Origin of the sequence: Streptomyces sp. NBC_00503, assembly GCF_036346895.1 — a bacterium.
GTDB lineage: Bacteria > Actinomycetota > Actinomycetes > Streptomycetales > Streptomycetaceae > Streptomyces.
This window is the reverse complement of sequence record NZ_CP107855.1, coordinates 3,555,730-3,574,828: the sequence shown is the minus strand read 5'-3', so window position 1 is coordinate 3,574,828 and position 19,099 is coordinate 3,555,730. Positions and strand designations below refer to the sequence as shown.

15 protein-coding genes are annotated in these 19,099 nt (G+C 73.7%); 8 read left to right on the top strand and 7 right to left on the bottom strand.

Annotated features, from left to right (window positions below; all coding sequences use genetic code 11):
- Positions 1–4: 4 nt before the first annotated feature.
- Complete coding sequence (locus OG490_RS16640; RefSeq protein ID WP_330297088.1) at positions 5–1,003, top strand: ArsR/SmtB family transcription factor; 999 nt, start codon at positions 5–7, stop codon at positions 1,001–1,003.
- A gap of 29 nt (positions 1,004–1,032) precedes the next feature.
- Here the strand turns inward: OG490_RS16640 and OG490_RS16635 are convergent, their stop codons facing one another.
- Positions 1,033–4,203 (bottom strand): sacsin N-terminal ATP-binding-like domain-containing protein, encoded by a 3,171-nt coding sequence (locus OG490_RS16635; protein WP_443065826.1) that lies wholly within the window; start codon positions 4,201–4,203, stop codon positions 1,033–1,035.
- Between the two features lie 162 nt (positions 4,204–4,365).
- Between OG490_RS16635 and OG490_RS16630 the strand changes: the two genes are divergently transcribed.
- Positions 4,366–4,950, top strand: coding sequence for a TerD family protein (locus tag OG490_RS16630; RefSeq protein WP_330297087.1), 585 nt, complete (start codon positions 4,366–4,368; stop codon positions 4,948–4,950).
- 53 nt (positions 4,951–5,003) lie between these two features.
- On the opposite strand, the gene OG490_RS16625 is transcribed toward OG490_RS16630, so the two are convergent.
- From OG490_RS16625 to serC, 3 genes are all read right to left on the bottom strand, one after another.
- Entirely contained in the window at positions 5,004–5,642 is a 639-nt protein-coding gene (locus OG490_RS16625; RefSeq protein WP_330297086.1) for a class F sortase, read from the bottom strand.
- Entirely contained in the window at positions 5,635–6,420 is a 786-nt protein-coding gene (locus tag OG490_RS16620; RefSeq protein ID WP_330297085.1) for a hypothetical protein, read from the bottom strand. Before OG490_RS16620 ends, OG490_RS16625 begins: the two co-directional genes overlap by 8 nt.
- A 325-nt stretch (positions 6,421–6,745) precedes the next feature.
- The gene (serC, locus tag OG490_RS16615) at positions 6,746–7,864 is read right to left on the bottom strand and encodes a phosphoserine transaminase (protein ID WP_330297084.1); all 1,119 of its coding nucleotides are present in this window, start codon (positions 7,862–7,864) and stop codon (positions 6,746–6,748) included.
- 87 nt (positions 7,865–7,951) lie between these two features.
- On the opposite strand from serC, the gene OG490_RS16610 reads away from it, so the two are divergent.
- Together OG490_RS16610 and OG490_RS16605 are read left to right on the top strand one after the other, a co-directional pair.
- Positions 7,952–10,936 (top strand): FAD-binding and (Fe-S)-binding domain-containing protein, encoded by a 2,985-nt coding sequence (locus tag OG490_RS16610; RefSeq protein ID WP_443065825.1) that lies wholly within the window; start codon positions 7,952–7,954, stop codon positions 10,934–10,936.
- A gap of 47 nt (positions 10,937–10,983) precedes the next feature.
- The gene (locus OG490_RS16605) at positions 10,984–11,925 is read left to right on the top strand and encodes an EamA family transporter (RefSeq protein WP_330297082.1); all 942 of its coding nucleotides are present in this window, start codon (positions 10,984–10,986) and stop codon (positions 11,923–11,925) included.
- 21 nt (positions 11,926–11,946) lie between these two features.
- Here OG490_RS16605 and OG490_RS16600 read toward each other — a convergent pair whose 3' ends face one another.
- Both OG490_RS16600 and OG490_RS16595 read right to left on the bottom strand, forming a co-directional pair.
- The gene (locus tag OG490_RS16600; protein ID WP_330297081.1) at positions 11,947–12,135 is read right to left on the bottom strand and encodes a hypothetical protein; all 189 of its coding nucleotides are present in this window, start codon (positions 12,133–12,135) and stop codon (positions 11,947–11,949) included.
- Positions 12,136–12,175: 40 nt separating this feature from the next.
- Positions 12,176–13,165 (bottom strand): helix-turn-helix transcriptional regulator, encoded by a 990-nt coding sequence (locus OG490_RS16595; protein ID WP_330297080.1) that lies wholly within the window; start codon positions 13,163–13,165, stop codon positions 12,176–12,178.
- Between the two features lie 88 nt (positions 13,166–13,253).
- On the opposite strand from OG490_RS16595, the gene OG490_RS16590 reads away from it, so the two are divergent.
- Entirely contained in the window at positions 13,254–13,721 is a 468-nt protein-coding gene (locus tag OG490_RS16590) for a hypothetical protein (protein WP_330297079.1), read from the top strand.
- 68 nt (positions 13,722–13,789) lie between these two features.
- Here the strand turns inward: OG490_RS16590 and OG490_RS16585 are convergent, their stop codons facing one another.
- Complete coding sequence (locus tag OG490_RS16585; protein WP_330297078.1) at positions 13,790–14,548, bottom strand: HAD family hydrolase; 759 nt, start codon at positions 14,546–14,548, stop codon at positions 13,790–13,792.
- A 205-nt stretch (positions 14,549–14,753) separates the two neighbouring features.
- Here OG490_RS16585 and OG490_RS16580 point away from each other — a divergent pair, with 205 nt between their 5' ends.
- The 3 genes from OG490_RS16580 to OG490_RS16570 are packed head-to-tail and all read left to right on the top strand — an operon-like array spanning position 14,754 to position 19,092.
- On the top strand, positions 14,754–15,563 hold the full coding sequence (locus tag OG490_RS16580; RefSeq protein WP_330297077.1) for a TIGR03084 family metal-binding protein: 810 nt from the start codon (positions 14,754–14,756) through the stop codon (positions 15,561–15,563).
- Complete coding sequence (locus OG490_RS16575; protein WP_330297076.1) at positions 15,560–17,497, top strand: acyclic terpene utilization AtuA family protein; 1,938 nt, start codon at positions 15,560–15,562, stop codon at positions 17,495–17,497. Before OG490_RS16580 ends, OG490_RS16575 begins: the two co-directional genes overlap by 4 nt.
- Positions 17,494–19,092, top strand: coding sequence for an acyl-CoA carboxylase subunit beta (locus OG490_RS16570; RefSeq protein ID WP_330297075.1), 1,599 nt, complete (start codon positions 17,494–17,496; stop codon positions 19,090–19,092). The genes OG490_RS16575 and OG490_RS16570 overlap by 4 nt, the downstream gene beginning before the upstream one ends.
- The last annotated feature ends 7 nt before the right edge of the window (positions 19,093–19,099 follow it).

Sequence of the window (19,099 nt, the reverse complement as noted above, 5' to 3'; positions counted from 1 at the left end):
GCACATGGAATACGGACTGAGTTTTTCGGCGACGGACCTGGCGCAGACCCGGTTCGCGGTGTCCCCGATGTGGGAGGTCGTCACCAGCTTCCGGCTGCTGCGCGAGGAGACCGACCCGCCCATGCACCGCCACTGGGCCGGGCAGGTGCGACCCCGGCTGGTGCGCGCGGGACTGGACCGCGGCTGGCTGGCCGCCCTGATCCCGGGCAACGGCTACCTCGCGGACTTCCTCAACCCGACCCCGGCCGGGCCTTTCCCCGAACTCCCCGCCGAACTGGCGGCGATCCGCCGCAGCACCCCGGAACAGGTGCGCGCCGACCTCGCCGTACTGGCACAGAAGTCCACCCGCCCGACTCCGCGCCTGCGGCTGCTCCACGAAGAGCCCGAAGCGGTACTGGAGAAGGTCACCGCCGAGATCGAGACCTACTGGGAGCTCGCGCTCGCCCCGTACTGGCCGCGCATCCGCCAGTTGCTCGAGGCGGACGTGTTCCACCGGGCCCGGCAGGTGGCGGAGCACGGCTCGGCCCATGTCCTCAACGAGCTCCACGAGAGCGTCAGTTGGGACGCCGGAACCCTCAGCATGGTCCGCCGGCACTGCATGATGAGGCGCGCGGACACCGGATCCGGGCTGCTGCTGGTGCCCTCGGCCTTCGCCTGGCCACGCGTACTGACCCGCTCGGTGGCACCCGAACCGCCCCAACTCGCCTACCCCGCCCGGGGCATTGGCACCCTCTGGGAGCCCCGCACCACCGAACCCTCCGACGCGATCGCCGCCGTACTGGGCCGCTCCCGGGCCCTGCTCCTGGCCGAACTCGACGTACCGGCCTCGACCACGCAGCTGGCCCGCCACAGCGGCCTGTCCACCGCCGCCGTCTCCCAGCACCTCGTGGCCCTGCGCAACGCGGGCCTGGTCACCGCCCACCGCAACGGCCGCTCGGTCCTCTACGCCCGCACGGCCATCGCGGACGCCCTCCTCTGCCCGGCGACCGCCGGTACGGCGTAGGCCGGGGTCGTTTCCGCGGCCGGGGGGGGCTAGTCGAACCAGCGGTCCCGGGCCAGTTCGGCCGTGCGGGACGGGTCCTCCAGGAGGGCTGCGACCTCGAAGCGGCGGGGCCATTGGCCGGCGGCCCAGGCGAGGGCTGCGGCGACGCCCTCCAGGGTGGCGGCGTGCAGGGTGCCGTCCGGGGTGCGGCGCCAGTCGAGTTCGATGCCGCCCGCCAGGAGTTCCTCGTGCTCCACGTAGCTGGCCGGGGTGGCCGGGCCGAGGAGGTGGAGGACAGACTCCGGGACCTCGTGTTCCTCGCCCTCCGTGGTGACCTCCGCGGGGACCGTCTCCGAGAGGCGGCGCACCTGGAACAGTTCCGCCAGGTCGGCGGCGCGGGAAGGGGCCACGGGCAGCAGCGGGAGGCCGGCCGTCAGGGGGAGCAGGTCGGGGGCGTCCGCGATCACCGCGTCGGCCGCCTCCACCACGACGACCTCGCCGTCCACGACCGCGCGCAGCTCGTCGGGCAGGGTGACCTGCTCGGGGTCGAGGTCCGCCAAAGCGCCGTAGAGGGCGTGCAGTTGGCGGCCGCCGACCTCGCGTTCCGGGTCGGCGAGCCGGGCCAGGAGCTCGGCCGCGCCGCCGGGTTCGGCGAGCAGGGCGGGCACGGAGGTGCGTACGCCGAGCGCCCGCAAGACCTGCTCGTCCTCGAAGCCGGTGGCGTCCGCCGGGGTGTACAGGCCCGCCAGCAGCGGGTCGCCGCCCGCCGAGCGCAGGCCGGCCGGGCGGCGGCCGTCGAGGACCGGGTGGTCGCGCAGCCACCAGGCGGTGTACGAGCGCACGGACCGGGTGGTGCCGTCCGGGAGCAGGATGCGGACGGGCTGGGTCAGGGCGTCGCGCAGCGGGGGCTGGGCGAGCATGGCCAGGGCCTGGGGCCAGCAGTCGTCGTCGACCAGGTCGAGGTCCCGTACGGCGACCAGCTCGGTCGCCACCGGCGGGACGGGGGTGTCGGGGAGCTGGTCCAGGAGGTCCTCGCACCACACGTCGACCGCGTCCAGCAGGCCGGCGTCGTCGGGTTCGGCGAAGTCCCCGTCGCGGGGCTCCAGTTCGTCCGGGTCCAGGACCACGTCGGTGGCGCGGACCAGCTGGAAGGTGGCCAGGACCCCGACGGCGGTGAGGGTCCGCTCGTCCCAGTTGGCCACCAGGTCGGCGTCCACGTAAGGGACTTCGTCCTCGCGGATGACGGAGGCCAGCGGGGATCCGGGCAGCAGCAGCTCACCGGCGGGGGTCAGTTCGCCGTCCTCGTCGGGCAGGGCGAGCGCGCCCAGCCACGGTTCGTCGCCGGGCGAGAGCTCGGCGCCGCGCACCAGCCCCAGCACGATGTCGGCGAGCTCCTCGGCGTCGAGGCCGTCCTCGTCCCAGATCTCCCCGGAGTCCAGGGACCCCGCGACGGCCGCCCGCACCTGCGGGGTCGTCAGAACGGCGCGCGGGGTCGCCGGGAGCGCGCCGAGCTTCTCCAGCAGCGGGTGCGCCGCGTCCGGGTGGGCCACCTTCAGCCCGAGCCGGGCCAGGCTCGCGGCGTCGACCCCCTGCGGGGTGTCCGCGCCGGGCAGCAGGATGTGCCGGGGCCCGATGGCGGTGCGCCCGTCGGCCAACGGCACCGGGAGGCCCGAGAGCCGGTCCGGGTCCACGCCCGCGAGGCTGTCGTAGAGCCGGTGCCACCAGTCGGGGGTCCGCTCGATGCCCGCGATCCGCTCGATGGCATCGCCCAGCGGCAGCCGGCCCACCCCCAGGGTGCGCAGCTCGGGGCGGCGTTCCAGGCCGGCCGGGAGCAGGGTCGGGAGCACCTCGGCGAGGACCCGTACGGTATCGGCGCCCGCACCCTCCACCACCTCGGCCTCGAAGGGCCGCAGGGCGCTGCGCACGCCGAACTCCTCCGGGTCCTCGGCGGGGGCGGCCGGGGCGAGGAAGGCGGTGCGGGGCAGCCGCTTGAGGACGGCCGCGCGCAGGGCCCCGTCGAGCTCGCCCTTGCCGAGCGGGCCGGGTACGAGGTCCACGAGCGCGGTGCTCACCGGGTCCCAGGAGCCGAGCAGTTCGGCGTACGCGTCGGCCGCGCGCTCCACCAGGAAGTCGGTCAGCGGCCCCGGCGCGGGGTGGCGCCGGGCGGTGTCCAGCGGCAGGGTCGCGATGAGCAGCGCCGGGATGCCGAGGGGTTCGTCGGTCGGGGTCGGCGCGTGCACGACGGGTGCGGTGGCGGGGCGGACGGGGGCGCCCTCGGAGTCCACGGGGACGGACCAGGACACCGCCCAGGCGGGCCGCAGCCGTTCTTCTACGGGGCGGTCGGCGAGCAGGGCCTTGTCGATGGGGCCGGAGTGCCGGACGGTACGCCAGCGGCTCGTGCCGGTGCCGGCGCTCGTACCGGTGCCGGAGTCCTGGATGACGGTGTACGGGCCTTCGACGCGGCGCGTCAGCGTCCGTACGCCCCCGTCCGCACCCTCCGCCGGAATCTCCACGACGACCTCGGCCAGCCCCGGCAGGGTCAGCAGCAGGGCGTCGTCCACGGCGGCGAGCAGCCGCTGCACCAGGTCCTCGGCGGCGGAGTCGCGCAGCGGGAGGACGACGACGGTGTCGTAGCCGTCGGGAGCGGTTCCCTCGGCGGGCAACGGGAGCCGCAGCAGCGGTACGTGCCCGTCGCGGCGGCGCAGTTCGTCGCCGAGGCCGGGGCTGCCGACGGCCGCGCCGCGGGCCAGCTCGCGGGCCTCGGCCAGCGACCAGCGGACTCCGCCGTGCCGGCCCAGCACGGCGGGCTCGTCACTGACGGCCAGGACGGCGGCGAAGCCGACGCCGAAGCGGCCGACGCTGCCGGCGCTGTCGTCCCGTTTGGCGGAGGCGCGCAGGGTGGACAGCGACTCCACGCCGGTGGCGTCCAGCGGGGCCCCGGTGTTGGCGGCGGCGAGCACCGCGTGGCCGCCCTCGCCGGAGTGCAGCGTGAGCCGCAGCCGGCCGGGGACCCCCGCGCGGGCGGCCGCGTCGGCGGCGTTCTGCGCGAGTTCGACGACCAGCCGGTCGCGGTAGCCGCCGAGGGCCAGGTCCTCCTCGGCGTTGGCGTCCTCGCGGAAACGTGCCGGGCCCGCACCCCAGGCATCGAGCACCCCGCGCCGCAGCCGTGCCGTACCGAAGGGGTCGATGCCACCCTGGGCCGCCGTCACTCGCACGTTCACGCCGCTGCCTCCAAGCCGTACCGCTCTGTCCCGCATTCACGGAATGCCGGATGCGGAGGTCCTGAAGGTATCGCGTGCGGATGCGCCCGACTCCACGAGGCCGTCGGCGGCGCGGCTCAGGCACACTTCATGGGTCGCAGTCGCCCAAGCTATGAGGTGCCCATGATTACGCTCACCAAGGAAGACGGCCCCGCGGACCTCGGTGGCGTGACCCACCTGTCCATCGGAGTCTCCTGGGACCCCACCGCGGGCAGCAGCGGCGGGCTGCTGGGCAAGTTCAAGCGCAAGACCGGAACCGACCTGGACCTGATCGCGATCGCCATGCAGGGCTCGGACCCGGTCCGCCTCGCGGGCCTCGACTCCCTGGACCCGATGGGCAACGGTTCGCTGCTCCACAGCGGGGACAACCAGACCGGGCACGGCGAGGGCGACGACGAGACGGTGACCGTCGAGTTCGCCCGGATACCGGGCAACGTCACGTCCATCGTCTTCGTCGCCGCCGCGTACAAGAAGGGCAGTTCGTTCCAGAACGCGCGCAACATCAGCTTCAAGGTGTACGACGCGACGGGCGGCAGCAGCCAGCAGGTCGCCGACATCTGGCCGAGCCTGCTCGGCACCGACAACGGCTGCGCCGTCGCCAAGGCGATCCGGGACGGGTCCGGCTGGAAGCTGCAGGTCATCAACCAGACCGGAAAGATCAAGCCGGGCGACGAGCAGGCCCTGATGCGCTTCGCCATCAGCAAGTGACCGCAGGGTCCTGACTGTTCGGCCCGGCTGTTCGGCCTGACCGTTCGGCCGGGCTATTCCTGTCCGACGAGGTGCGCGAAGACCACGACGTTGGCGTCCCAGTGGCGGTCCTTGGTGAGGTTGCCGCCGCAGGTGATGACGCGCAGTTCCGCCTTGCCGTGGGTGTCCCCGTAGACCTTGTCGGTCGGGAACCGGTCCTTCTTGAAGGTGTCGACCTCGTCCACGGCGAAGACGGCGGTGGAGCCGTCGTCGCGGTGGATCTCGATCTTCTCGTCCTTCTTCAGCTTCTTGAGGTTGTAGAAGACGGCCTGGGGTTCCTGCGGGGTGTCCATGTGCCCGACGACGGCGGCCGCGCCCTTCTCCCCGGGGGTCGGGCCGTCTTTGTACCAGGCAGCGTCCTTCGGCTTCGCGAAGTCCGGTTCCTGCATGACGCCCTGGGCGTCGAGCCCGACGGTGTCGAGCGGGGCGTCGACCTTGATGTCCGGGATCACGATGCGGTCCGGGACGGAGGCCCCCAGCACCGAGGCGGGCTTGGCGGCGGCCGGGTTGTTGACCGCGGCTGCGTCACCGCCGCCGGAGGAGCAGGCGCTCACCAGGGCGACGGTGAGGGCCGCCGTGCCCGCCAGGGCGGCCACGCGCACCGCGCGGCCGCTCCGGCGGGGGGCGAGGTTCCGGGTGGACCGCTCAGCCATGGTCTGCGGCATCCGAGGGGACCCAGCCGAGGGGGGCCTGGCCGGTGTTCACGGAACCCTTGGGGGTCTTGTGCTTGCTCGGGTCGAGCGGGGCCGGCTTCGGGGTGCCGGTGGCGTCGGTGGAGAACTTCACGGTGTCGAACTCCTTGCCGCCCGCGAAGGCGTGGACGCCGTAGTAGCCGGACTTGACGTCCTTGGAGACGACCGCGGTGCCGGTCCAGACGCCCTTGCCGTCGTTCTTCAGGTTGATCTGACCGCCGAAGGCGTCGGACTTGATGAACGCGCTCTTCTCGTTCGGCGCGGTCTTGATGGTGACCTGGATCTTGTCGCCGGGCTTGCCGTGGTCCGCGGAGAGGCTGAGCGTGGAGTCGGTCGGCTTCGGGGGCTTCGGGGTGTCGGCCTTGACGGTCAGCTGCGCAGTGGCCTGGATCTTCTTGCCGTCGGGGCCCGTGCCGGTGAGGGAGATCCCGTAGCTGCCGGCAGGAACCTTGGCGACCTTGGCGGTGGCGCCGCGGCCGTCGGTCATCTTGACGTCGTCCAGGGCCTTGGAGGAGATGGACAGGTTGGTCGAGCCGTCCGGGACCTCCATCGAGAGCTGGATGGAGTCGCCCGTCGCGGCGGTGGAGGTCGAGAGCTTCAGGGCCACCGGGGCCGCCTCGGCGCCGGCGCTGGCCTTCGCGGCGGTCGGGGTGGAGTCGGCGGCGAACGCGACGGTGGGGACCGCCAGGGCCATCGACGAGGCGAGGGCGATCGTCGAGAGGGTGAGTGCCTTGCGCATGGGGTTCCTCCTGAACGGGCCGGGGTTTTTCCCGGCACACCAGACATGAGGGACATCCTGGGGTGGTTGGTTGCGGCCCTTCCGGGCACCGGGAAGGGCCCCTGCCGAAGGTCCCGGCGGATAAAACCGCAGGCCGCGGGGGCAGTCGGGATACTGCGTTTGCGGGCTCTTTGCCCCCATTTTTGGGACCAAGGTCCCGGTGTCCGGGGCGGATTCCGGGCCCGAGGCCTTCAGGACCCTTTCAGGAACGCGGAAGCCCCCGGTGACGGGATGTCACCGGGGGCTCCGGAGCGTGCGGGTCGGCTGTCAGTCGGCCGTCAGTCGGTCAGAGGTTCTCGATGACGTAGTCCACGCACGCGGTCAGCGCCTGGACGTCCGCCGGGTCGATCGCCGGGAACATCGCGATACGGAGCTGGTTGCGGCCGAGCTTGCGGTACGGCTCGGTGTCCACGATGCCGTTGGCGCGCAGCACCTTGGCGACCGCCGCCGCGTCGATGTCGTCCGAGAAGTCGATCGTGCCGATGACCGCGGAACGCTTGGCGGCGTCCGCGACGAACGGGTTCGCGTACTTCGACGCCTCCGCCCAGCCGTACAGGTGGGCCGCGCTGGCCGCCGTACGACCGGTCGTGAACTCCAGGCCGCCCTGGCTGTTCATCCACTCCAGCTGCTCGTTCAGCAGGAAGAGGGTGGAGAGCGCCGGGGTGTTGTACGTCTGGTTCTTCAGCGAGTTGTCGATCGCCGTCGGCAGCGAGAAGAACTCCGGGATGTGCCGGCCGGAGGCGTGCACGCGGGCCGCGCGCTCCAGGGCCGCCGGGGAGAACGCCGCCAGCCACAGGCCGCCGTCGGAGGCGAAGGACTTCTGCGGGGCGAAGTAGTAGACGTCGGTCTCGGTGATGTCCACCGGCAGACCGCCGGCGCCCGAGGTCGCATCCACCAGAACGAGGGAACCCTCGTCGGCGCCCGCGACGCGCTTGATCGGCGCCGCGACACCCGTGGAGGTCTCGTTGTGCGTGTACGCGTAGACGTCCACGCCCGCCTCCGCCACCGGGTCCGGGTGCGTGCCCGGGTCCGAGGAGATCACGGACGGCGCGTCCAGCCACGGCGCGAGCTTCGCGGCCGAAGCGAACTTGGAGGAGAACTCACCGAAGGTGAGGTGCTGCGACTTCCGCTCGATGAGACCGGCGGTCGCGATGTCCCAGAAGGCGGTGGAGCCGCCGTTGCCCAGGATCACCTCGTAGCCCTCGGGGAGGGAGAAGAGGTCCCGGAGGCCCTGGCGCACCGAGCCGACCAGGTTCTTGACCGGGGCCTGGCGGTGTGAGGTTCCGAGCAGGGAGGTACCGGTGGCGGCGAGGGCGTCCAGCGCCTCGGTCCGCACCTTGGAGGGGCCCGCGCCGAAGCGTCCGTCGGCGGGCTTGATGTCAGCGGGAATCTGGATCTCAGCCACGAGCCGAGCGTATCGGGTCGGAGTCCGCGCCTTGGAGGCGCGTCCACCGGATGAGACGCGCGGGAACGGCGGGGTCGGGGTGGGAAGGTGTCGGACGTGACGTCACCCGGTGAACACGAGCGCGCGAGGCAACGAACCCTCGAACGGACATTGCGGGCGAACCTGCGCGGAGAGGTCGACTTCTCGGCCGCCGCTCGGGCCCTGACCACCATGGACGCCTCGAACTACCGCCGGGTCCCGGTCGGCGTGGTCTCCCCGCGCGACGGAGACGACGTGGCCGCCGCCCTCGCCGTGTGCGCCGAGGCCGGAGTCCCGGTCGTCCCGCGCGGCGGCGGCACCTCCATCGCGGGCCAGGCCACGGGCGTCGGGGTGGTCCTGGACCTGACCCGCCACATGAACGCCCTCGTATCGCTGGACCCCGTATCCCGCACCGCCGTCGTCCAGCCGGGCCTGGTCCTCGACCGGCTGCGCGACGCCGCGCGCCCGCACGGGCTGACCTTCGGGCCGGACCCGTCCACGCACTCCCGCTGCACCCTCGGCGGCATGATCGGCAACAACGCCTGCGGGGCCCACTCGGTGGCCTGGGGCACCACCGCCGACAACGTGGCCGAGCTGTCCGTGACCGCGTACGGGGGCGCCCGCCACCGCCTGGCCACAGGCTGGACCGGAACCCCGCCGGGCCTGCGGGAACTGGTGGCGGGACACCTCGCGGTCCTGCGCACGGGCATGGCAGGAGGCCCGGCCGACGGCTTCTCCCGGCGGATCTCCGGCTACGGGGACCTCGACGCGCTGCTCCCCGAGCGGGGTGTGCAGGCCGCCCGGGCGTTCTGCGGCAGCGAGGGCACCCTCGGGGTGGTGACGGAGGCCGTGGTGCGCCTCGTGGAGGCCCCGCGCGCGCCGGTGCTCGCGGTGCTCGGGTACACCGACGAGAGCGCGGCGGCGGACGCGGCGGCCGCTCTGGTGTCCGGGGGCGGCCCGCCGAGCGGCCTGTTGACGGTGGAGGGCATGGCCGCCGACCTGGTGGGCCCGGCGGCCGGCGGCCTGCCCCGGGGCGGGGCGTGGCTGTTCGTGGAGACGTGGGACGAGGCCGCCGGCCGGGCCCTCCTACGGGGCGCGGACGCGCTCGACTCCCTCCTGGTCACCGACCCGGCGGGGCAGCGGGCGCTGTGGCGGATCCGCGAGGACGCGGCGGGCACGGCCACCCGGATGCCAGGGGGCACCTCCCGGACGGAGTCTGGGGGAGGTTCGATGGCCTGGCCGGGCTGGGAGGACTGCGCGGTCCCCCCGGCCCGGCTCGGCGCCTACCTGCGGGAATTCCGCGCACTGCTGGCGGAGCACGGGCTGCGCGGATCCCCGTACGGCCACTTCGGGGAGGGCTGCGTGCACGTCCGGATCGACTTCGACCTGATGACGCCGCCGGGCGTGGCCCGCTTCCGCACCTTCTCCTCGGCCCTGGCCGATCTGGTGGTCGCGCACGGCGGCTCCCTCTCGGGCGAACACGGCGACGGGCAGGCCCGCGCGGAGCTGCTGCCGCGGATGTACGCCCCCTCGGTGATCTCCCTCTTCGAGGCCTACAAGGCCGTCTGGGACCCGGCGGGCGGCATGAACCCGGCGATCCTCGTCCACCCGGCCCGGCTGGACGAGAACCTCCGCTTCGCGGTGCTGGGGGGTTCGGGTCCGGGACCAGTGGGTGGGTTGGCCGAGGGGGTGGCGGGCTGCGTGGGCGTGGCGAAGTGCCGGTCCCTCGACACCGGCGGGCCGGGGGTGATGTGCCCGTCGTACCGGGCCACGGGGGAGGAACGCCACTCCACGCGCGGCCGGGCCCGCCTGCTGCACGAGATGCTCGCCGGGGAGATCGTGACGGACGGCTGGCGTTCGGCTGAAGTCGCCGAGGCGCTGGACCTCTGCCTGGGCTGCAAGGGCTGCCTCAGCGACTGCCCGGTCGGCGTGGACATGGCCTCGTACAAGGCGGAGTTCCTCCACCACCACTGGTCCGGCCGACTGCGCCCCCTGTCCCACTACCTACTGGGCGGCCTCCCGGCCTGGCTGCGCACGATCTCCGCCCTGCGGCTGACCGCTCCGGCGAACCTCGCAGCCCGCTTCCTACGCATCCCGGGCCTGGAGCGGTCCCGCCCGCTGCCCGCGCTGGCCCGGACCCCGTTCAGCCGGGGGCTGGAAAATCCAGCCCCTCCGGCGTTTGAGGAGCGGGGTCCGGGGCGGAGCCCCAGGGGGTCCGGGGCGCAGCCCCGGGGAACGGCGGAAGGGCGGGTAGGGGACAGCCGCCCGCAGGGCCCACCCGCACCCGCACCCGCGCCCCGGTCCGGGACCGTCGTCACGCTGTGGCCGGACACCTTCACGCAGTACCTCGCCCCCGAGGCCGGGCACGCCGCCGTCCAGGTGCTGCGAGCCGCCGGCCTGGAGGCCAGGCTGCCGGGCCGCCCCGTCTGCTGCGGCCTGACGTACATCTCCACCGGCCGCCTGGACCGGGCCCGCAAGGTCCTGCGCCGCACGCTGGACGCCATGGACGCCATGGGCGACCCGCAGGGCCCGGTCCTGGTCCTGGAACCGAGCTGCGCGGCAGCCCTCCGCACGGACCTCCCGGCCCTCCTCCCGGAGGACCCCCGCGCACACCGCCTCGCCGCGGCCGTCCGTACCTTCGCCGAGACCCTGGAGGAGTACGCCCCGCACTGGCAGCCGCCCCGGCTCGACCGGCCGGTCGCCGGCCAGACCCACTGCCATCAGCACGCGGTCCTCGGCGACGGCCCGGACCGCCGGCTGCGCGAGCGGGCCGGGCTGACGGGCGAGCTGACCGGCGGCTGCTGCGGCCTCGCGGGGAACTTCGGCTTCGAGCCGGGCCACCACGAGGTCTCGGTCGCCTGCGCCGAGGAACAGCTGCTCCCTTCGCTGCGGTCGGCGCCGCCGGGTGCGGAGGTGCTGGCGGACGGATTCTCCTGCCGGACCCAGATCGCGCAGCTGGCCGGAGGCCGGGCCCGGCACCTGGCGGAGGTCCTGGCGGAGGCGCTGGAGGAAGCGGAGCCGGAGGTGTCGCGGGGGCGCCCGCGCCGGATGTAAGGCAAAACACGCAGGCACGGTCCTTACGGACGGCCTAATCTGGATAAATGCCCGTACCGACGTCCTCCGCCTCGCCTGCCGCCCCGCCCACGGCGCCCGCCCCTGCTTCCACGCCCGCCCCCAGCCCGGCCCCCGGGTCGCTGCGGGCCCGTTTCGGGCCGGTGGCCCTGGTGGTCACGGCGGGCGTCTCGGTGCAGTTCGGTGCCGCCCTCGCGGTCATGATCATGCCCAGGGCGGGCGCGGCGGGCGTGGTCACCCTGAGGCTCGCGGCGGCCGCGCTGGTGCTGCTGCTCGTCTGCCGGCCCAAGGTGCGCGGCTACTCGCGTTCCGACTGGACCACCGTGTGGTGGTTCGGCGTGACCATGGCCGGCATGAACGGCCTCTTCTACCAGGCCATCGACCGCATCCCGCTGGGCCCCGCCGTCACCCTGGAGGTGCTGGGCCCGCTGGTGCTGTCCGTAGTGGTCTCCCGGCGGCTCATGAACCTCCTGTGGGCGGGGCTGGCCCTGGCCGGCGTAGTCCTCCTGTCCACCCACGGCGGGGGAGGCTTCGGCGGCCTGGACCCGCTGGGCGCGGCGTACGCGCTCGGAGCGGGCGGCATGTGGGCGGCGTACATCGTCTTCAGCGCCCGCACGGGCCGCCGCTTCCCGCAGGCGGACGGGCTGGCCCTGGCGATGGCGGTGGCCGCCGTACTGTCCCTCCCGCTCGGAGTGATCGAGGCGGGCTCGGCCCTGCTGCTGCCGAGCACGCTGGCGCTGGGGCTGGGCGTGGCGGTGCTGTCCTCCGTACTGCCCTACACGCTGGAACTCCTGGCCCTACGGAGGCTGCCGGCGCCGACCTTCGCGATCCTGATGAGCCTGGAACCGGCGATCGCCGCGACGGCGGGCTTCCTGGTACTGAACCAGGCCCTGTCGGCACTCGACGCGGCGGCGATCGCCCTGGTCATCGCAGCAAGCATGGGCGCGGTGCGCTCCCAAACCCGCCGCTGAAGGCGGGGCCTGGCTGACGGGTCAGACCCCGGCCGGGTCCGACTCCGGAGGAGCAGGGGCCGCGGTCGGTACGACATCCGCGTGTTGGACGTTCGCCGTCGCCGGCGGCAAGGCGTCCGGCCAGTCCTGGCCCCAGCCGCTGGCCATGGCCACACCCAGCGCGAGCGCACTCAGTGCCGCCACGGCAAGGTACATCCGAGGTGTCGTCATGCGCGGAGCATCCCAGCCGCAGGCCGCCGGAGGGAAGGGTTCACGCGTAGCGGGCCGCCATCGCGGCCACGGTTGCCGCGATCCGGCCGCGCAGCGACGGCGGGGCGAGGACTTCCGCCTCCGCGCCGAGCCCGAGGAACAGCGCCTGCGCGTGCGCGTGCGACTCGATCGGCAGTACCGCCCGTGTCCACCCGGCCAGTTCGGGATCCGGGGTGCCCGTGGTGGCGAGGGCCTTGGCCTGGGCGCCGGTCAGCAGGGTCGCGCCGCGCGCGGAGACCCGTACCTCCGCCTCCTCCGGGTGCAGCCGCTCGTGGAACTCGTCCTGGGTCCGACGCCAGTGCGCGGCCAGCTCGAAGCCCTCGGGGAGTTCGCACTCCTGCGCCGTCTCCCGCACCGCCAGGATCTGGTCCACCCGGTAGGTGAACGGCGGCCCCGGGTCCACGGCTCCGGCCGAGCCCGCGACCGGCCCCGCCACCAAGTACCAGCGCCCCGCCTTGAGGACCAGCCCGTACGGTGCCAGCCGCCGGTCCACCTCGTGGGGGGCCTTCCAGCGGCGGTAGCGGATCTCGATGACCCGGCCCCGCCAGACCGCGTCGGCGACCTGCCCCAGGTGCGGGGTCTCCTCCTGTTCCGCGTACCAGCCCGGTGCGTCCAGGTGGAACCGCAGCCGCATCCGGTCGGCCTGCGCGCGCAGCTCCGTAGGCAGGGCGGCCCGGAGTTTCAGCTGGGCGGTCGACAGGGCGCGGCCGAGGCCCAGTTCGGCGGCGGGGCCCGGCATTCCGGTGAGGAAGAGGGCTTCGGCCTCGCCCGGGGCCAGGCCGGTGAGGCGGGTCCGGTAGCCGTCGAGGAGCTGGTAGCCGCCGCTGTGGCCCGCATCGCCGTAGAGCGGAATGCCGGCCGCGGCCAGGGCGTCCGCGTCGCGGTAGACCGTGCGCACGGAGACTTCCAGTTCCTCGGCGAGCTCGGCGGCGGTCATCCGGCCGCGGGTCTGGAGGAGGAGCAGCATCGAGATCAAGCGGCTGGACTTCACTGACACAGGATGTCAGTGGAGTGCTCCTACGGTTCCCCCATCAGCAACGAGACGAACGAAACGAACGAACGACTCAGGGAGCCCGCACGTGAACGACTTCGACTTCTTCCTCGGCGACTGGGACGTCGCGAACCGCTGGCTCGCCGACTTCCTCGACCCGGACAGCGGATGGGAGGAGTTCCCGGGGACCTCCCGCGCCACGCGCCACTTCGGCGGCGCCGCGAACGTGGACGAGATCGAGTTCCCGACCAAGGGCTCCGGCGGCCTGACCCTGCGCCTCTACGATCCCGCGCTCGAGCAGTGGACCCTCAACTGGGTGAGCCGCCGGACCGGGACGCTGTTCCCACCCGTCGTCGGGCGGTTCGAGGCGGGCACGGGCCGGGGGGTCTTCGAGGGTGAGGACACCTACGGGGGCAAGGCGGTCCTGGTGCGGTTCGTGTGGTCGCGGACGGATACCGGGTCCCCGCGCTGGGAGCAGTTCTTCTCCGCCGACGGGGGCGCCGGCTGGGTCCACAACTGGACGATGGACTTCACCCGCCGGGCGGCCGCCGAGTAGCGGCAGGAGCCGGCCACGTCAGAGCAGGCCGGGGCCCCCGGCGTCAGAGCAGGCCGGAACCCGCCGCGTCAGAGCAGGCCGCCGAGCGCCTCGGTCAGTGCCTGCGGCCGCCGGTCGACCGGCAGGTGCTCGACCAGCTGGACCCGGCAGCCCAGCGCGGCGGCCCCCGCGTCCGCGACGCGGTCGTCGCCGACCATGAGTACGTCGGCGGGCGCCGGCCCGAGCGCGTCGCAGGCGGCCTGGAAGAGCCGGGGATCGGGCTTCTGGACCCCGTGTTCGAAGGAGAGCACGTAGGCGTCGACGAGGTGGTCGAAGCCGTGGGCGCGGAAGACGGGGCGCAGGTCCCAGCCGATGTTGCTGACGACGGCGACCGGGATGCCGCGCTCGCGCAGGGCGGCGAGCGTGCGCGCCGTGTCGGGGTAGGGCCGCCAGGCCGCGGGGGTGCGGTGGCGGTCGTACAAGGCCTCGTACAGGGCGTCGGCCCGGTCGGCCCGGTCAGCCTGGTCTGCCCGCTCGGCCCCGCCCGCCCCGTCCGCCCGCTCCGCCCCGGGCAGCTCCACCTGGCGGGCGAGGGCGGTGTAGACGGCCCGGTGCTGCGCGTCGCCGAGGTCGCGCTCCTGCCACAGGGCGGCCAGGTGGGGCGGCATCCGGCGGGGGTTGGCACCGCCGGGCAGGGCTCCTGCCTCCTCCAAACGGGCGGCGCAGTCGAGGAGTTCCGCCTCGGGTACGTCCATCCCGGCTTCCGTCAGTACCGCGCGGAGCCAGTCCTCGGTGGGTTCGATGCGGAAGAGGGTTCCGGAGAAGTCGAACATCACGCCCTTGATCATGCCGCCGATCCTCGTCCCGGCACCGCTCCCGCGCAAGGGTGCGTAAGACGGGTGGTCCCAAGTCCCGGGAGCGGAGGATGGGTTGGGGTGGCCCCTCGGCCGCTGCGCGGCGGGTGGAAGCCGTTCCGGAAAATAATGCAAGCACGCTTGATTGTTTTCTCGGCGGCTGGCACGCTTCCCCCACGCCGAGAAGGGGAGCGCACCCGTGCCCGATCCGTCCGCTGTCGCCGTCTTCGCCGATCTCCGCGAGGAGGGCCGTGAACTCGATGCCCTCGTCGCGGAGTTGTCTCCGGACGGCTGGGCGAAACCCACGCCCGCACCCGGCTGGAGCATCGCCCACCAGATCGCCCACCTGCACTGGACCGACCGGGCCGCGCTGCTCTCCCTCACCGATGCCGCCGCCTTCGCGGGCATGGTCGAGGAGGCCCTGAAGGCCCCCGACTCCTTCGTCGACGCGGGAGCCGAGGAGGGTGCCGCGCTGGCGCCCGCCGAGTTGCTGGCCCGCTGGCGGGCCGGTCGCGCGGCCCTCGACGAGGCCCTCGCGCAGGCCTCGGCCGAAGCCAAGTTCCCCTGGTACGGGCCGCCGATGAAGGCCGCTTCGATGGCGAGCGCCCGCCTGATGGAGAGCTGGGCCCACGGCCAGGACGTCGCCGACGCGCTCGGCGTGCGCCGCGTCCCGACGGACCGGCTGCGGCACGTGGCACGGATCGGGGTGCGGGCGCGCGACTACGCGTACGCGGTACGGGGGCTGCCGGCGCCCGTGGGGGAGTTCCGGGTCGAGCTGACGCCGCCCGAGCGGTCCTGCGACTCCGAGGCGTGGACGTACGGGCCCGCGGACGCCCCCCAGCGCATCACCGGCCCGGCGCTGGACTTCTGCCTGCTGGTGACCCAGCGGGCCCACCGCGCCGACCTGGCCCTGACGGCGACCGGCCCCGACGCCGACCGCTGGCTCGACATCGCCCAGGCCTTCGCGGGCCCGGCGGGCCCGGGCCGCGAGCCGGAGTCCGCCCGATGACGACGGCACCCGGCAGCCCCGGCCGGCAGCCCGACAGGCCGCTGCTGATCGGCAACGCGTCCGGCTTCTACGGGGACCGGTTCGGCGCCCTCCGCGAGATGCTGACCGGCGGCCCGCTCGACGTGGTCACCGGCGACTACCTGGCCGAGCTCACCATGCTGATCCTGGGCCGCGACCGTCTGAAGAACCCGGACCTCGGCTACGCCAAGACCTTCCTGCGCCAGCTGGAGGAGGGCCTGGGCCTCGCGCACGAGCGGGGCGTACGGATCGTGGCGAACGCGGGCGGTCTGAACCCGGCGGGACTGGCCGGGGCGGTACGGGCGCTGGCCGCGAAGCTGTCCCTGCCCGTTTCGGTCGCACACGTGGACGGCGACGACCTGATGCGGACGGGAGCCGGAGCGGGACAGGGACAGGGCGCGGGAGAAGGCGGGTACGGGGGCAGCGGCGCGCTCACCGCGAACGCCTACCTCGGCGGCGCCGGCATCACCGCCTGCCTGCGCGCGGGCGCGGACGTGGTGGTGACCGGCCGGGTCACGGACGCGGCGCTGGTCAGCGGTCCGGCCGCGTGGTGGTTCGACTGGGCTCCGGAGGACCACGACCGGCTCGCGGGGGCGGTGGTGGCCGGCCACGTCCTGGAGTGCGGGACGCAGGCGACCGGCGGGAACTACTCCTTCTTCACCCGGCACGACGTGTCCCGGCCCGGTTTCCCGCTGGCGGAGATCGCGCGGGACGGGTCCTCGGTGATCACGAAGCACCCGGGCACGGGCGGGGCCGTGACGGTCGGCACGGTCACGGCGCAACTGCTGTACGAGACCCAGGGCGTGCGCTACCTCGGCCCGGACGTGACGGCCCGACTGGACACCGTCCGGCTGTCCGAGGCGGGCCCGGACCGGGTGGCCGTCTCGGGCGTACGGGGCGAGGCGCCGCCGGAGCGCCTGAAGGTGGGGGTGACCCGGATCGGCGGCTGGCGCAACGAGGTCGTCTTCGTGCTGACGGGCCTGGACATCGAGGCGAAGTCGGCTCTGGTCCGTGCCCAGTTGGCCCCGCTCCTCTCCGGCGTGGCCTCGGTCGCCTGGACCCTCTCCCGCACGGACCACGAGGACGCGGCGACGGAGGAGACGGCGAGCGCGCTGCTGCGGCTGGTGGTCCGCGACCCGGACCCGGACCGGGTGGGCCGGGCGCTCACCTCGGCGGCGATCGAACTCGCCCTCGGCAGCTACCCCGGCTTCCACGTCACGGCCCCTCCCGGCCCGGCCCAGCCCTACGGGGTCTTCGCCTCGGACCACGTCCCCGCCGCCTCGGTCCCCCACACGGCCACCCTCCCGGACGGCACCCGGGTCCCGATACCGCCGGCCCCTTCAGCCTCTCCGACCCCTCTTGTCCTTTCAGCCCCGCCGGCGTTTGAGGCGCGGGGGTCCGGGGGCGGAGCCCCGGTTTCGGGAAGGGGCGGGGTGGGGGACAGCCCCGCAGGGCCCACCGCCCCCGAGCCGGAGGCTGCGGCGGCCCCCGAGCCGGAGGCTCCGACCGGCCCCACCCGACGGGCCCCCTTGGGGACCATCGCCGGGGCCCGCAGCGGCGACAAGGGCGGGGACGCCAACGTCGGGGTGTGGGTGGAGAGCGACCCCGCCTGGGCGTGGCTGCGCGACACCCTCACCGTCGAGGCCTTCAAGGAGCTGCTCCCCGAGACGGCTCCCCTGGAGGTGACCCGGCACCCGCTGCCCCGCCTGCGCGCCCTCAACTTCACCGTCACCGGAATCCTCGGCGACGGCGTCGCCTCCGGCCACCGCTTCGATCCCCAGGCCAAGGCGCTGGGCGAATGGCTCCGCGCCCGCCACCTCGACATCCCCGAATCCCTGCTCCAGGCGGCTCCGCCCCCGGCGGCTGTGCCCCCGACGACCGTGCCCGCGACCACCCCGGAGGGACCCCGCCAGTGACCCGCCTCAAGACCGCCGTCGACCCGCTCGCCCCCGAGCACGCGCAGGCCCGTAGCGCCGCCCTGGAGCGGATCGCCGAGCTCGACGCGGCGCACGGGGCGGCCCTCCAGGGGGGCGGGGAGAAGTACACCGCCCGCCACAAGGGCCGGGGCAAGCTCCTGGCGCGGGAGCGGGTCGAGCTGCTGCTCGATCCGGACACCCCTTTCCTGGAGCTGTCCCCGCTGGCCGCCTGGGGCAGCGACTACCCGGTCGGCGCCTCCATGGTCACCGGGATCGGGACGGTCGAGGGCGTCGAGTGCCTGATCACCGCCAACGATCCGACCGTGCGCGGCGGGGCGAGCAATCCGTGGACGCTCAAGAAGGCCCTGCGGGCCAACGAGATCGCCCGCCAGAACAGGCTCCCCTGCATCAGCCTCGTCGAGTCCGGCGGCGCCGATCTCCCCTCCCAGAAGGAGATCTTCATCCCGGGCGGTGCGATCTTCCGCGACATCACCCGGCTCTCGGCGGAGGGCATCCCCACCGTCGCCGTGGTCTTCGGCAACTCCACGGCCGGGGGCGCGTACATCCCCGGCATGTCCGACCACACCATCATGATCAAGGACCGTTCCAAGGTGTTCCTCGGCGGTCCGCCGCTGGTCAAGATGGCCACCGGCGAGGAGAGCGACGACGAGTCCCTCGGCGGAGCCGACATGCACGCCCGGACCTCGGGCCTCGCCGACTACTACGCTCTCGACGAGCACGACGCCATCCGCCAGGCCCGCCGCGTCGTCGCCCGCCTCAACCACCGCAAGGCCCACCCCGATCCGGACCGGGCGCAGGAGCCGCTGCACGATCCCGAGGAGCTCCTGGGGATCGTCCCGGCCGACCTGAAGACCCCCTTCGACCCCCGTGAGGTCATCGCCCGCATCGTCGACGCGTCCGACTTCGACGAGTTCAAGCCCCTCTACGGCACCAGCCTGGTCACCGGCTGGGCCACCCTCCACGGCTATCCGGTCGGCATCCTCGCCAACGCCCAAGGGGTGCTGTTCAGCGCGGAGTCGCAGAAGGCCGCCCAGTTCATCCAGCTCGCCAACCAGCGCGACATCCCGCTCCTCTTCCTCCACAACACCACCGGCTACATGGTCGGCAAGGAGTACGAGCAGGGCGGCATCATCAAACACGGCTCGATGATGATCAACGCGGTCTCCAACTCCCGCGTCCCGCACCTGTCCGTCCTCATCGGCGCCAGCTACGGGGCCGGCCACTACGGCATGTGCGGCCGCGCCTACGAGCCCCGCTTCCTCTTCGCCTGGCCCAGCGCGAAGTCCGCCGTCATGGGGCCCGCGCAGCTCGCCGGGGTGCTGTCCATCGTGTCCCGGCAGTCCGCCGCCGCGAAGGGCCTGCCGTACGACGAGGAGGCCGACGCCGGCATGCGGGCCTTCGTCGAGGCCCAGATCGAGTCGGAGTCCCTGCCGATGTTCCTGTCCGGGCGGCTGTACGACGACGGGGTCATCGACCCGCGCGACACCCGCACGATCCTCGGCCTGTGCCTGTCGGCCGTCCACAACGCCCCTGTCGAGGGCGCCCGTGGCGGCTTCGGCGTCTTCCGGATGTGAGCCCCCA